Here is a 12,995-nt window from a genome sequence, read left to right on the forward strand (position 1 = left end):
CCCTTAAGGGCCGCTGGCACTACCTGGAGCACGAGTGGTGGGCCGAAGAAGGGACTTACGCCTTCGAAACACCGGGCGATATCCACACGCTCGTCGTCCCTGACGGGGTCGAGGAAATGGCCACCCTGTTCCACGTCACCGGCACCTACATCTACGTGGATCCCGACGGCAACCCCACCGGCATTGAGGATGTCTTCACCAAGATTGCCCTTGCCCGGGCACACTACGAAGCAGTAGGCCTTGGCGCCGACTACGTCGATCAATTCATCCGCTAAGAGGCCTCCTCTCCCCTCGGGGGCCGGACCGCGATTCCCGGAATCGCCACAAGCTGGCCGCAACCCGGGGCCGAGTCCGGTGCTGCTCCTGCGACCACTGCAGCCAGGAGCGGCACCGGGCGGCATCCGGATACACCAATGACGCTGTCAACCTGCCCCGGCGCTGCCGGCGCCGACGGACCAGCCGTTACCACAGACTGCGGAACTTCGAAGGAGAAGAACCGATGAACAAATTCGTACAGGGCTGACCGTGAAAGCCCTTAGAAAACAAAGCACCTCACCGAAAGACGTGCGGGTGCAGGAGCATCCCAAGCCCGACCCGGCTCCCGGAGAGCTCCTTGTCCAGACACTGGCCTGCGGCCTCTGCGGCAGCGATGTGCATGCATGGCGTCAGGACACGGGTTACGAATGGGTCCATTGCCCGGTGACACTGGGTCATGAAGCGGTCGGCGTCGTTGTAGGTACCGGAGCGGGAACGGGCAGCCAATGGATCGGTCAACGCATTGTGCCCATTGCCATCGATGGCTGCGGATCCTGCGATCCGTGCCGTCGAGGAACTCGTCAACTTTGCCTGGACCGAACCGTGCTGGGGCTCTCCTTTGACGGAGCCGCCGCAGATCTCTTCTCCATCCCTGAATACCGCGCCGTGCCGGTGAACAATGAGCTGCCCGCTGCGGTTCTCGCCCTCACGGAGCCGCTGTCCGTGGCCCTGCGCGCGGTGACACGCCTGGAGCAATCGATACCGGCCCAGGCCCGTGTCATCGTCAGCGGTCCCGGGCCGATCGGCCTCATTGCCGCGTTGCTCCTGAAACAGCGCGGGCATCGGGTTACGCTCCTCGGCGCAGCACGCGACGAAGAGCATCGCCTGCCCCTGGCCCGGCTACTTGGTCTGGAAACCATCCAGGCAGAGGACGTGACCCCGGCAGGGCTGCACGGGTGGCTGGAAGCATCGGGCGCGGCCCAGGCATTGTCATCTGCGGTGGCAAATATCGGCCCGGGAGGAACCATCGTCGTCGCCGGCCTGTTCCCGTCGATCCCGGCCGTAGACATCAATGTGCTGGCCAGGAACGAGATCCAACTTGTCGGGAGCTACGGCTCAGTCGCCCTCGACTACCGCAACGCGCTGGCAGCGCTGGAGGCAGCGCCTGACATGTGGGCGTCGCTGGTGACTACCTTCCCTCTGACCGAAGGCACTCGCGCACTCCAAGCGGCAGCCGACGCCGAAGCCGTCAAGGTCGTGCTCCTTCCCTAAAGCGCCTGCAGGTCAACGCTGACGGTAACCAGACGCCATCATCAAGCATCGTGACACATCCAACGGAGACCCCCATGGTTAACGCACACACCCAGACGTCCGTCACCCTCGCACGGACACCGATCCGCAAGGTCGTATTTGCCAGCCTCATCGGCACGGCCATCGAATGGTATGACTTCTTCCTCTACGGATCAGCCGCAGCGCTGGTCTTCGGAGCGGTATTCTTTCCCAGCCAGGACCCGGCAACCGGAGTGCTTCTGGCCTTCGGCACCTATGCTGTCGGCTTCGTCGCCCGGCCCCTGGGCGGCATCATCTTCGGTCACTTCGGAGATCGCGTAAGCCGCAAGAAGATGCTCGTCATCAGCCTGGTGCTCATGGGAGCGGCCACTTTCGCCATCGGCCTGCTGCCCACCTACGCCATGATCGGAGTTGCCGCTCCACTGCTTCTCGTCTTCTGCCGGTTGCTCCAAGGCTTCGCAGTGGGCGGTGAATGGGGCGGCGCTGTCCTCATGGCCGCCGAACACGGCGACGACCGGCACCGCGGATTCTGGTCCTCATGGGTCCAGGCCGGCGTACCGCTGGGCAACCTGATGGCCGCAGTCGTGCTGTGGGTGCTGGCCGCAGTGCAGTCAGACAGCGATTTCTTGGCCTGGGGCTGGCGCATCCCCTTCCTCCTGAGCGCCTTGCTGGTGCTTGTCGGGCTCTGGGTTCGCCTGAGTATCGAGGAGTCCCCCGTCTTTGCCGAAGCCAAGAAGGCCGCATCCATGCGCGAGAAGGCCAAGGCCCCAATCTTCGAGGTCCTGCGCAAATACCCGCGTGAGGTTGCCATTGCCATGGGCATGCGTTTGGCCGAAAACATCGCCTACTACATTTTCAGTATTGTCGTCATTACCTACATGGTCACGTATCTGGGAATGCGCAAGGACGTCGCTATCGCCGGCGTGCTGATCGGCTCTGTGGCCCAGTTCGTGCTCACTCCGATCATCGGATCCTTCTCCGACCGCGTGGGCCGCCGGCCCCTCTACCTGGCCGGCGCGGCAGGCACGGGTCTTTGGGGTTTCGTCTTTTTCCCGCTCATCGACACCCGTAATGACGGACTTATTATCCTTGCCATCGTCGTCGGCCTCGTCTGCACCACGTTCATGTACGCTCCCCAGGCAGCGTTCTTCTCTGAACTGTTCGGCACCAGCGTCCGCTACAGCGGCGCCTCCCTCGGCTACCAGCTGGCATCGGTCTTCGCCGGCGGGCTTGCACCCCTCATCTCCATCGCCATTCTCGGCAGCGTGGACCAGAAAAACACCCTCGGTGTCAGCATCTACCTCGGCATAGCGGCAACGATCACCTTTATTGCAGCACTTGTGGCAAAGGAAACCGCCAAATCATCACTGCGGCACGACCGCGTACTCGAACAGGAGACCACGAAATGAAGCCCGCCGGAACCGGTTCAGCAACGGGAAACACCGCAACCCTTGCGGCCGGACAGCCACTCGCGACGAACCCCTTCTCCCTACACGGCAAAACCGCACTCGTCACAGGCGCCGGCAGAGGACTGGGCCGTGCGGTCGCCACTGCCCTGGGACTTGCCGGAGCAGAAGTCATAGCGCTGGACCTCTCGCCTCTGAACGACTTCARGGACGAACTGGAAGCGCACGGCGTGAAATGCCGGATACGGTCGCAGAATCTCGCCGCTCTCTCACCGGACCAGGCCGCTGAAATCATCACCTGGGCCAAGGAAACCGGAAGAGGGCCCGACATTCTCGTCAACAACGCCGGGCTGATCCGGCGCGGACCTGCGCTCACGACAACCCTCGAAGACTGGGAATCCGTGATCGGTTTGAACCTGACTACACCTTTCGTGCTCTCCCAAGCGTTCACCCGCTCCCTGATCGGCGATGACCAGCCTGGCAGCATCATCAACATCCTCTCCATCAATGCCTTCCAAGGAGGCGTCGAAGTACCCTCCTACGCGGCATCCAAACACGGACTCCTGGGAGTGACCCGTGCCCTCGCCAACGAGTGGGCCCCCCATGGAATCAGAGTCAACGGAATTGCGCCCGGATACATGGAAACAGAACTCACTGCAGCCCACCGCGAAGACCCCGCAAGGTACCAAGCCATGCGCAGCCGCATGCCTATAGGCCGCTGGGGACAACCCGACGAAATCGGCGGCGCCGCGGTCTACCTCGCGTCCGCGGCCTCCACCTATCTATCGGGAACCGTCATTAACGTCGACGGGGGATGGCTCTCCCGCTAAGTCTGCCGCCAAGCTGTCCACCACGATACCGCCGGCTCGATTCGACCCTCCGGCCAGGCCCGCTGATAGGCCTCCAGATGGCCAGCTTTTGTGCCGGTGGCAAAACGGGCTACGGGGGTCCCATGCCCCTGGTCAGCGACACGGCGCCCTATCTGTGAACCAACTTCCAAGAAGCGGCAAGCGACACCCCATTGGTTCCGCTTAGTGTTGGACCGTGAACAATGCAACGGAATTTGGATCAGGCCAAGAGGCTGCCAACGATCATCGCATCTTGGTCTTCGGGCGCCTACTGGGTGCGGCGAACCGGCTGGAGTTTCTCCTCGGCCGCGCCCTGGAACAGGAGTTCGGGCTCAGTCATTCACTCTTTGAACTTCTCCTCCTGGCCGCAAGAGGCGGCAACGAGGGAATTCCAGTACGTGACATCGCGCAGGCGCGGGTATTGACGTCCGGCGGAGCCACCCGACTGGTGCAGAGGGCGTCAGCGCTGGGCCTTATTGAACGAGAGAGCTCTGCTGTCGATGGCCGGGTCCAGCTCATCCGCCTCACCACACATGGCGAAGACGTCCTCCTCCGGGCAAGCACCCGCCACGTGGAAAAAATTGAACGGTACATGCTCGACCTGCTCTCACCCGCAGAAGCCGAGGTGCTCTCGGAGGCCGTGAAGAAGATCAGCAAAAACGCTGCACAGCACCTGCCGATCATGCCATGATCGAACGGGTTACACCCCTAGGGAATAGCTGACTAGTCAGCTATTGTTGGATTTGAGTGAGCGTACTGCGCGACTCGCTTCGGACACTCCGGGGCATCCGAGAAAGGTTCACTAGCATGTCGCTGCATTTTGAGGTCTTTGATCTCGACTTTCCCGCAGGTTCACCCAACAAGTCAGCAACATTGTTCACCGGCCCGTCAAAGGCCCTCCTCGTGGACGCCGGCTTCACCCGGGCCGACGGTCATCGTCTCGTCGCGGCCATCCTGGACTCCGGTAAAGAACTGGACACCGTTTTCATCAGCCACGCTGACCCTGACTACTACTTCGGCCTGGAAGTCATCGTCGATGCGTTCCCAAATGCCACAGTCCTGGCGACACCGATCGTCATCGAGCACATCCAGGCAACCTACGAAGGCAAACTCCAGGCGTGGGCAGCACTGGGTGCCAACCTTCCGACCCGCTTGGCAACGATCGCGCCCCTGAGTGCAGACGCGATCGAACTCGACGGGTACCGCTTCGAACTCCGAGGCGGCTCTGACCTGCTACCTGACAGGCACTACCTCTACAACGTCGATCAGAATGCAGTCGTCGGTGGAGTCCTTGTCTTCCAGGAAGAACACGTCTGGACCGCAGACACGGCCACCCCCGAACAGCGCTCGGCTTGGATCGAACTCCTTGACCAGATGCGGGCCCTCAACCCGGATCTCGTCATCGCAGGCCACCGGCTGCCGGGAACGGCCAACGATTCCACAGCCATCGACTACACACGGTCCTACCTCCAGGAATTCGAACGGATCCTCGCCCGCTCAGCAAATGCCGCGGCTGTTACGGCTGCCCTGATCGAAAGCTACCCAAACTCCGGGATGTTGATCGCGGCACAAATCGGACCCAAGGTCGCCAAGGGGGAAATGACATGGGGCTGAGTGATTACACCGAACTTGCCCGCTCAACCTCCCCGCGCGATGTCGTCCGCCGGCAGTATCTGGCATCAGCAGCAGGTGACCTCGAAGCGCTCCGCGCCACGATGGCCCCGGATGTTGAATGGACTGAGATGGCCGGCTTCCCCCTCGCAGGGACCTACCGCACCCCCGACGGGGTCACGTCCAATGTCATGGAAATTCTCGGCCGGGACTGGGACGGCTGGGCAGCCCACGACGACACATACATCGTCGAAGGTGAAAACGTAGTGGTCCTCGCCAGGTACACCGCCACGCACCGGGCAACCGGGAACCCATTGAACGTCCGGGTGGCCCACCATTTCATCGTCCGCGGCGGACTCATCGTCCGCTTCGAACAATTCGTCGACACCGCGAAAGTCGTCGAAGCAAGCCTGTTGGTATAAGTCTGCGACGACTTTCGTTTCACCCTCAAGGCCGGCTGAAGGGAGCCCCCACGAATCCCGCATATGAAGCCTGCGGCGTCCGCCTACTTCTGCTGGGTTCAAACTTCCGTGACACCTTTAAAGGTTCGCGGGCAACTCACCAATGAGCGCATCTTCGCGCGTGAAGACTCATCGCCGCAAAATCCCGCGGCTGATTGCAGTCCGTCATCCACCGCCGCGCGATCCTTCCTGTTCAGCCCCAGCTCCGTCGATGAGCGCTGCGAACTGAGAGTTGCTGAGCACCTTCAGTCCGAACTCCTCCGCCTTGTCGCGGACTGCCGCGTCCCCAGTGACGACGAACCACTCCGGGGCCATGAGGTATTGGGTGTCGTGCTCTTGGCCCTCGAGGGCGCATGCGACGACCAGCGGGTCGGCGTTACCTAGGTTGGCGTAGAGGTTGACGAGCCGGGTGTCAGTGTCCGGCACTGTGGCCATGACCTCGACCAACAGCTGGAGCACCCTTGGCGTCGTCGGGTGGACGTTGTCGCGCAGCGATGTGATGTCTGGAAAGCCCTTGGCCTCGTGCAGTACAGCCTCCGGTATGACGGCGCTCTCCAGAAAGTACTCGCTCGCTCGTCGCCTTCTTCCAAGCTGACTGAGCGCGTTTGTGTCGACGACGTACCGTCGCCCGAAGTCGCTCATCCGAGAGCCCGCCTGAGGTCATCGATCTGAGTTGGCTTGAGGTGGTTCAAACAGACTGCACGGCAGAACTCGCCTGGTGAGATGCTCTGGTTATCAAGCGCGTGCAGCATCCTCCGGCTGAGTTCCCTCCCGTTGTACTTCCGAACGGCATTCTCAGGGTGAATCGGGCTCCGAGGACCGCCCTTGGGGCGGCTCCGGAACTCCTCCCGCAACTGCGCGAGGTAGTTGCTCGTGGTCTCAGCATTGATCATTCCCAGCCTCATCGCGCGCACCGTTACGGCGCTCGCAGTGACCTTGAATGCGTCCGACGCGATCCTCATGTCATCGAGCGACGTGGGTCGGATCGCCTTAAACCGGTCGCATGGCATCAGCATTGCACCAGCGATATCGTACTCCCGCCCGGGATCCGTCTGAACGCTGCCGCCGTCCCAGGTCATTGGAGCGAATATTCTTCGGGCCACGAGCACCGTCATCAGCGCCAGCGTGAAGATGGTCCGACCGGCCGGCTCCTGGTCGTCCCCGTGGTCTCCTCCTGCCAGAAAGATAAACGGGACCTTGTTGTCTCGGATCGTCATGCCACTGAACTTCACGTGCGTCAAGCGCTGCGGCATGTAGTGCTGGACACTTCGCGAAACCAAAACCTGGTTGGCTTCGAGACGATCAATCATGAGATCGAGCGCCTTCTCCTTGGTCTTGCACGCACGGACCGCCTCGTGCGAAAGGCCTATGGCCGACATGAGCCGTGCTGCGTCGGCATCGATGGATGACCCGTCATCACGGAGCACGCCCACAATCTTGTTCCGCTGGAGCGACTTATCGTGCTTCCGGACGAGGTGCTGTTTTCGGATCAGGTCCTTGACGATAAGTTCGACGTCCCGCAGCTCCACCTTCGAGCGCGACCCTATCGAGAACGTGTCTTTGCCGAGTCCCGCAAGCAACTTTGAATATGTCAGTCTGATCGGAGCCCACTAGGACGGCCCGAACGGTACCCACCTGAGCGACTTACCGGACCTAATGACGGCTTGAATGGTACCCATCTGTGAGCGTTGATCCCATCAATATCGGGGTCAAGTGCAGGAGGGCCGGGATGGGGTCAAGAGTGGAGTTGTTCGCCAGTATTCGCAGGGACGCCAGAGTCGACGGCGCCTCGATCCGGGAACTTGCGCGCAGGCACCACGTGGCGAGAAAGACCGTGCGGAAGGCTTTGGACTCCCCGCAGCCGCCAGAGCGAAAAACCCCGGAACGTTCCTCGCCCCGTCTGGAGCCGTTCAAGGCGGCGATCGACGCAATGCTCATCGAGGACACAACTGCGCCGCGGAAACAGCGCCATACCGCCCGAAGGGTCCTGACCCGGCTCATCGAGGAGCACGGCGCGGAGGACTTATCGTATTCGACAGTGCGCGACTACGTGCGGGCCCGCCGGGCCCAGATCGATGTGGAGGCCGGCCGCCGTGTGGAGGCATTCGTCCCGCAGGAACACGCCCCGGGCGCTGAGGCCGAAGTGGACTTCGGTGAAGTCTGGGTTGTGCTGAACGGCGTGAAAACGAAGTGCCACATGTTCATCCTCCGGCTGTCCCACTCGGGCAAGGCCATCCACAGGATTTACCCGACGCAGGCCCAGGAAGCCTTTCTGGAAGGCCACGTTGCAGCGTTCAACGTATTGGGCGGCGTCCCGACCAAGCACATCAGGTATGACAACCTCACCAGCGCGGTCACTGCCGTGGTGTTCGGACGGGGCCGGCAGCGGCAGGAGAACGACCGGTGGGTGCTGTTCCGCTCGCACTACGGCTTCGACCCCTTCTACTGCCAGCCCGGTATCGACGGGGCCCACGAAAAAGGCGGCGTCGAAGGAGAGGTCGGCTGGTTCCGCCGCAACCGGCTCTCACCCATGCCTGTCACGGAGTCTCTGGATGAGCTCAACGACCGGATACGGATCTGGGAAGCCCAGGACGATGCCCGGCGGATCAATGACAGGATCCGCACGATCGGCCAGGACTTCGCCGCCGAACAGTCGTTCCTGGCGCCGCTGCCCGCAGAGGACTTCGACCCGGGGCTGGTGCTGACACCCAGGGTGGACCGGTCCTCGATGATCACCGTCCGGATGGTGAAGTACTCCGTCCCGGCACGGTTCATCGGACGCAGACTCCGGGTGTCGTTGAGAGCGTCCGAAGTCGTGGTTTTCGACGGGCGTGCCGTAACCGCCAGACATCAGCGGATCGTCGCCAAATACGGGCAATCAGTCCAGCTGGACCATTATCTCGAGGTCCTCAAGACCAAGCCCGGCGCGCTGCCCGGTTCCACCGCGCTGGCCCGGGCACGCGAGTCCGGGGAGTTCACCAACGCCCATGAAGCATTCTGGGCCGCTTCCCGGCGGGTCAACGGCGATGCCGAAGGAACCCGTGAACTCATCGACGTCCTGCTGCTCCACCGCTCCATGGACGCCGGCGATGTCATTGCAGGAATCACCTCGGCGCTCGGGGTGGGTGCTGTCAGTGCCGACGTCGTCGCGGTTGAAGCCCGCAGACACGTTGCGGGCATGACGGCGGGTGGGTCCGGTTCGGACCGTCATCCCGGTGCTCACGATGACGTGAATGTGCACCGGGTTGTCAGCCTTACCCAGCGCCGGCTCATGGACCCCGCCGCTGTCATCGCCGGGCTCCCGCCAGACACCCGGCCAATGCCCTCGATCCGTGCCTATGACGAGCTGCTGGCCAAACGCAGCGAAAACCCCGCAGGAACAGCGTCGAAGGAGAACATCTCATGAGCCCTGCAGCACCCTCGACGACCATCACTCCGACCCTGCGCCGGCGGAGAGGCCTGACCGAGCAGGCCGCCGTCGCGGCCGTGGACCAGGCCTGCCGCCGGCTCCGGCTGCCCACGATCCGGGCTGTGCTCGATGAAGCCCTCACAGTAGCGGCGAAGGAACAACTCTCCTACCAAGGCTTCCTGGCCGAGCTGCTGCTGGCCGAATGCGATGACCGGGACCGGCGCTCCTCCATCCGCCGCGTCAAAGCAGCGAACTTTCCCCGGGACAAGTGGCTCGGCGATTTCGACTTCGATGCGAACCCGAACATCAACCCCGCCACGGTCCACACCCTCGCGACCGGGGACTGGATCCGCAAAGGATCGCCCCTATGCCTGATCGGTGACTCGGGAACCGGCAAATCCCACCTGCTCATCGGACTGGGGACCGCGGCCGCGGAAAAAGGCTACCGGGTCAAATACACCCTGGCCACCAGGCTGGTGAATGAACTTGTCGAAGCCGCCGACGAGAAAGTCCTGGCGAAAACCATCGCCCGCTATGGGCGCGTTGACCTGCTGTGTATTGATGAGCTCGGCTATATGGAACTGGACCGCCGGGGCGCCGAACTCCTCTTTCAGGTCCTCACCGAACGGGAAGAGAAGAACTCGGTCGCCATCGCCTCCAACGAATCCTTCTCCGGATGGACCAAGACCTTCACCGACCCCAGGTTGTGCGCAGCGATCGTGGACCGGCTCACCTTCAACGGCACCATTATCGAAACCGGCACGGATTCTTATCGGCTCGCTGCCACACTTGCCCGACAGGCAGGCAACTAGTCTCTGCCATCACCGCGGCCTCAGACTGCCGAACAGGGCATAGTGCCTCCCACCTCGCAGTTGGCCTACGGTTTGGCCCGCAACTGCCTGGTCCTTGACCTCAGCATTATCCAGATCGCCGCAGCCAAGACCAGGAAAAGCAGCGCAACCGGCAGGAGAAAAAAACCCGCGCCGCTGTCGCCGGCCGCCAACGTGACGCCAGAGAGGCCACCGAGAACGATTCCCACGAGAGCACCAGCAAGGGCGATCCTTTTCCATACGCCGGCGTCACGATCGCTGAGGTCCGATGCCTTTAGCTGAGAAGCCCTTTCCTGTTCATACAGCTGGGCAACCAACAAACCTATGATGGCCGGCAACAACCCCGCAGCCGGGTTGGCCTCCTGACGCTCCGTGCTGATGGAGGTGCTGACGACAATCGCGATGATGGTGGCCAAGACGACCCCGATGAGCGTGAAATATCTCCACCGTCGGCGCGTCCGCACAAGTCTCCCGGCCCTGGTCTTGCCCACCAGAATCACTCCACCCCAAGCAATCAGCAAAGCCGCCATGAGGCTCTGGAGGATTCCGAACCATGCCTCAGGGGCGTTTTTCCAAATCGTAAGGAGGGAAACCACGCCGAGAGTTATGACCACCAGGCCGTCCGCGACCCGGAGCTTCCCCTCAGTCTCTCGAGATGCCATGCGCTAAGTGCAACCGGCAGCGGCCCAGTTGTCAATAAGTCAACTGGCAGACAAAATCCAGCGGCCGCGTGGCGCGCAGCGCCCAATGCCGGGGGCGAGCCGGTCTGGTGGGTACCGTTCGGGCCGTCCTGGTGGGCTCCATTCAGGTTGACACAGTCACAACTTCTCATTCTTCTTCTTTACCTGCTCCTGCACCAGCGCAAACGGTGCGAAGAACAGGGAGTATGGGATGTCGCCTTTCTCCGCAAGCGACACGAGGTCGGAGAACTTTATTCGGTGCGATCCGAGCGCATTCTCATAGCCCTTATAGGTTCCCGCCACGGAATTGTCGAGCAGCAACCTGAACACCGCCTCGTCAACCGGGACGGTCTCTCCATCCAAAACAACCTCAATCGCCAAATAAGCTCCCCCTTACCACTCACGATGTCGTGCCTGCACTCTCGATCCACCCGAGTGCATACCCTTCGTCGCCCATCATCGCGCGTCACCCCTGAATATTCTGCGCGAGCACTTCCTCTTCCTTGAAGACTTCCCGACCTGACACATGCCGCCAGATCACGTGGTCTAGCCGGCGTGGCTCCGTGGGGTACAGCTCCGCAACCCCCTTGATCAGGGCCGCAGCATCTTCCTCGCTGAGCCGCCGGTTCTCCAGCTCGACGTTCTCCTTGATGAACCGAATCACCATACGGTCCGGCTTCACCGACTGGAAGCCGGCCAGGATAAGTAGGTAGTTGTACGTCACGCCGGAACGCTGGCTTGGCAGGTCCAGCCAGACGTTCTTCAACTTGGTGAGATGCTCGTCCTCGGCGTAAGCCCGGTGCAGGTCATCCCGTGTTCTGTAGTTCAGCTCGTGGAGTTTCTCAGCCGCCTGCCGGATCACCTCGGCTTTCAGAGGGGCGTTTTTCTTGGTATGCGCCGGCTTGCGGTTATCCACGACTTCGTCTGCCCAGACAGCCGCACTGTTGCCCACGGCGGCAAAGGTCGCCAGGAGCTCCTTGGTGCCGTCCTGGTCCGCGTCACCGTTCTCGGCGCGCCGGTAGGCCCGGTACTCATTCACGACATTGATGACGCTGTTGTAGTGAGAGCCCGTCGAGAAGATGGAGTCAATGATGCAGAGCGCCAGGCTGTGCGGGTAGCCATCGGCGGCAATCCACTTGCTCTCGTCCTTAAAGATGCCTCGGCATACCGCTGTCAGCTTTTCCGCTTCGGCGGTGAAGTCAGTCGTCACTCTCGGACTCTAGCAAGCATCATCAAGATCTTCGGGATTCAGGTAGACGTAGTAGCGAACCTGGTCGGGGGTGGATGGATTTAGTGTGAATCCTGTCTCTGGATCGAACGAGCAAAATTGCCTCCCCTGTCGTTCGACATAGGAGGCACGGCCGTCGGTTGGCTCGTAGTCAGCGCTTGACTGCCAGCTTGTTTCGCAACCACAGCTGCCACTGGGCCCAGCGATGAACGGAACGGGATCACGAACCCATGGAATACCACCGGCCACATCGTGCTATCCGGGTAGCCGTCGGCTGTTATCCACGTCGCTGGGTCACCGAAGATGGCATGGCACGCCTCCGTAAGCCTTACCGCTTCGGCAGCGAAGCCGGTTGTCATGGTGGACCTCTAGCTCGGCACCCGGTCAGGACTTTGGGACTGTCCCCCGGGAAGGCAATCCACGTGCAGTGGGCTCGAATCGATCGATTCGCCCGATCCCAAGTTAACTTTCGCCACCAAGGTCTCAATCCCTAGCTTCCTGTCCCGCATGAACGCCACCAGATTGATGACTTCGGGGAGGTAATACAGCCAGCGCGCTGACTGACCCGACTCGAGGCGGTGAGGTAACTTCGGGTTGTCGTACGGGAAGTAGTTGTCCCCGGCACGGGCAATCCCACAGGGACGGTAATAGAGCATATGCCCGTCCCAATAGGCCGGCAGTGTCCCCGTGTTCCGCACTGTGAGTAGCAGAACTTGATTCCCGAGGTTGTTGTACTGCTCGATACCAATGAATTTTTTAGCTGTGGCGGTCGGGAACTCCACCAAGCCCTGCGCCCCAAAATAACCCAACCCCAATTCTGCTACCACCGTGCGTTGAGGTGGGGCGGCTGAGATGGCTGTTAGTATGGCGTCAATCAGGGCGTCTTCATCGATGCCGGACAGATTCTGCCGCTCGATGCCCATGGAGCCTTCCCGCTCGGACTTCCACTCCACCAGTGTCTCGACGGAGTAGCGGTC

Annotated in this window: 15 protein-coding genes; 9 read left to right on the forward strand and 6 right to left on the reverse strand. The window is 61.7% G+C overall.

Annotated elements, in window-relative coordinates; translation table 11 throughout:
* From AC1DHX_RS18795 to AC1DHX_RS18825, 7 genes are all read left to right on the forward strand, one after another.
* Positions 1-275: cupin domain-containing protein (locus AC1DHX_RS18795; protein WP_476900346.1), on the forward strand; the 275-nt coding region annotated here is incomplete at its 5' end.
* Between the two features lie 250 nt (positions 276-525).
* Complete coding sequence (locus AC1DHX_RS18800; RefSeq protein ID WP_476860289.1) at positions 526-1,527, forward strand: zinc-dependent alcohol dehydrogenase; 1,002 nt, start codon at positions 526-528, stop codon at positions 1,525-1,527.
* A 74-nt stretch (positions 1,528-1,601) separates the two neighbouring features.
* Complete coding sequence (locus AC1DHX_RS18805) at positions 1,602-2,954, forward strand: MFS transporter (protein WP_056431860.1); 1,353 nt, start codon at positions 1,602-1,604, stop codon at positions 2,952-2,954.
* A complete protein-coding gene (locus tag AC1DHX_RS18810; RefSeq protein ID WP_476900347.1) occupies positions 2,951-3,781 on the forward strand; it encodes an SDR family oxidoreductase in 831 nt (276 codons plus the stop codon). The genes AC1DHX_RS18805 and AC1DHX_RS18810 overlap by 4 nt, the downstream gene beginning before the upstream one ends.
* Positions 3,782-3,995: 214 nt before the next feature.
* Complete coding sequence (locus AC1DHX_RS18815) at positions 3,996-4,490, forward strand: MarR family winged helix-turn-helix transcriptional regulator (protein WP_056431854.1); 495 nt, start codon at positions 3,996-3,998, stop codon at positions 4,488-4,490.
* A gap of 116 nt (positions 4,491-4,606) precedes the next feature.
* Positions 4,607-5,413, forward strand: a complete 807-nt coding sequence (locus AC1DHX_RS18820; protein WP_476860287.1) for an MBL fold metallo-hydrolase — start codon at positions 4,607-4,609, stop codon at positions 5,411-5,413.
* Positions 5,404-5,832, forward strand: coding sequence for a nuclear transport factor 2 family protein (locus tag AC1DHX_RS18825; RefSeq protein WP_056431847.1), 429 nt, complete (start codon positions 5,404-5,406; stop codon positions 5,830-5,832). The genes AC1DHX_RS18820 and AC1DHX_RS18825 overlap by 10 nt, the downstream gene beginning before the upstream one ends.
* 204 nt (positions 5,833-6,036) lie before the next feature.
* Here AC1DHX_RS18825 and AC1DHX_RS18830 read toward each other — a convergent pair whose 3' ends face one another.
* Together AC1DHX_RS18830 and AC1DHX_RS18835 are read right to left on the reverse strand one after the other, a co-directional pair.
* Positions 6,037-6,513 carry a PIN domain-containing protein gene (locus AC1DHX_RS18830; protein WP_056431844.1) on the reverse strand — a complete coding sequence of 159 codons (477 nt, stop codon included), beginning with the start codon at positions 6,511-6,513 and terminating at the stop codon, positions 6,037-6,039.
* On the reverse strand, positions 6,510-7,451 hold the full coding sequence (locus AC1DHX_RS18835; RefSeq protein WP_476860286.1) for a hypothetical protein: 942 nt from the start codon (positions 7,449-7,451) through the stop codon (positions 6,510-6,512). Before AC1DHX_RS18835 ends, AC1DHX_RS18830 begins: the two co-directional genes overlap by 4 nt.
* Before the next feature lie 149 nt (positions 7,452-7,600).
* Here AC1DHX_RS18835 and istA point away from each other — a divergent pair, with 149 nt between their 5' ends.
* Positions 7,601-9,277 (forward strand): IS21 family transposase, encoded by a 1,677-nt coding sequence (gene istA, locus AC1DHX_RS18840; RefSeq protein ID WP_476860285.1) that lies wholly within the window; start codon positions 7,601-7,603, stop codon positions 9,275-9,277.
* On the forward strand, positions 9,274-10,092 hold the full coding sequence (gene istB / locus AC1DHX_RS18845) for an IS21-like element helper ATPase IstB (protein ID WP_476860284.1): 819 nt from the start codon (positions 9,274-9,276) through the stop codon (positions 10,090-10,092). The genes istA and istB overlap by 4 nt, the downstream gene beginning before the upstream one ends.
* A 65-nt stretch (positions 10,093-10,157) precedes the next feature.
* Here istB and AC1DHX_RS18850 read toward each other — a convergent pair whose 3' ends face one another.
* The 4 genes from AC1DHX_RS18850 to AC1DHX_RS18865 all read right to left on the reverse strand — a co-directional run.
* Positions 10,158-10,772 (reverse strand): hypothetical protein, encoded by a 615-nt coding sequence (locus AC1DHX_RS18850; protein WP_476860283.1) that lies wholly within the window; start codon positions 10,770-10,772, stop codon positions 10,158-10,160.
* 156 nt (positions 10,773-10,928) lie between these two features.
* Positions 10,929-11,171 (reverse strand): hypothetical protein, encoded by a 243-nt coding sequence (locus tag AC1DHX_RS18855; RefSeq protein WP_476860282.1) that lies wholly within the window; start codon positions 11,169-11,171, stop codon positions 10,929-10,931.
* Between the two features lie 85 nt (positions 11,172-11,256).
* Complete coding sequence (locus AC1DHX_RS18860) at positions 11,257-12,000, reverse strand: hypothetical protein (RefSeq protein WP_476860281.1); 744 nt, start codon at positions 11,998-12,000, stop codon at positions 11,257-11,259.
* Between the two features lie 386 nt (positions 12,001-12,386).
* The coding region (locus AC1DHX_RS18865; RefSeq protein WP_476900348.1) for a hypothetical protein at positions 12,387-12,995 on the reverse strand (609 nt) is incomplete at its 5' end.

This window comes from Arthrobacter sp. 05N33_2 (assembly GCF_056397425.1).

Bases quoted from the DNA above. Each gene is read 5' to 3' on its own strand.
- AC1DHX_RS18805 (WP_056431860.1), top strand. From the start codon at position 1,602: ATGGTTAACGCACACACCCAGACGTCCGTCACCCTCGCACGGACACCG.
- AC1DHX_RS18820 (WP_476860287.1), top strand. From the start codon at position 4,607: ATGTCGCTGCATTTTGAGGTCTTTGATCTCGACTTTCCCGCAGGTTCA.
- AC1DHX_RS18825 (WP_056431847.1), top strand. From the start codon at position 5,404: ATGGGGCTGAGTGATTACACCGAACTTGCCCGCTCAACCTCCCCGCGC.
- AC1DHX_RS18830 (WP_056431844.1), bottom strand. From the start codon at position 6,513: ATGAGCGACTTCGGGCGACGGTACGTCGTCGACACAAACGCGCTCAGT.
- istA (WP_476860285.1), top strand. From the start codon at position 7,601: ATGGGGTCAAGAGTGGAGTTGTTCGCCAGTATTCGCAGGGACGCCAGA.
- istB (WP_476860284.1), top strand. From the start codon at position 9,274: ATGAGCCCTGCAGCACCCTCGACGACCATCACTCCGACCCTGCGCCGG.
- AC1DHX_RS18850 (WP_476860283.1), bottom strand. From the start codon at position 10,772: ATGGCATCTCGAGAGACTGAGGGGAAGCTCCGGGTCGCGGACGGCCTG.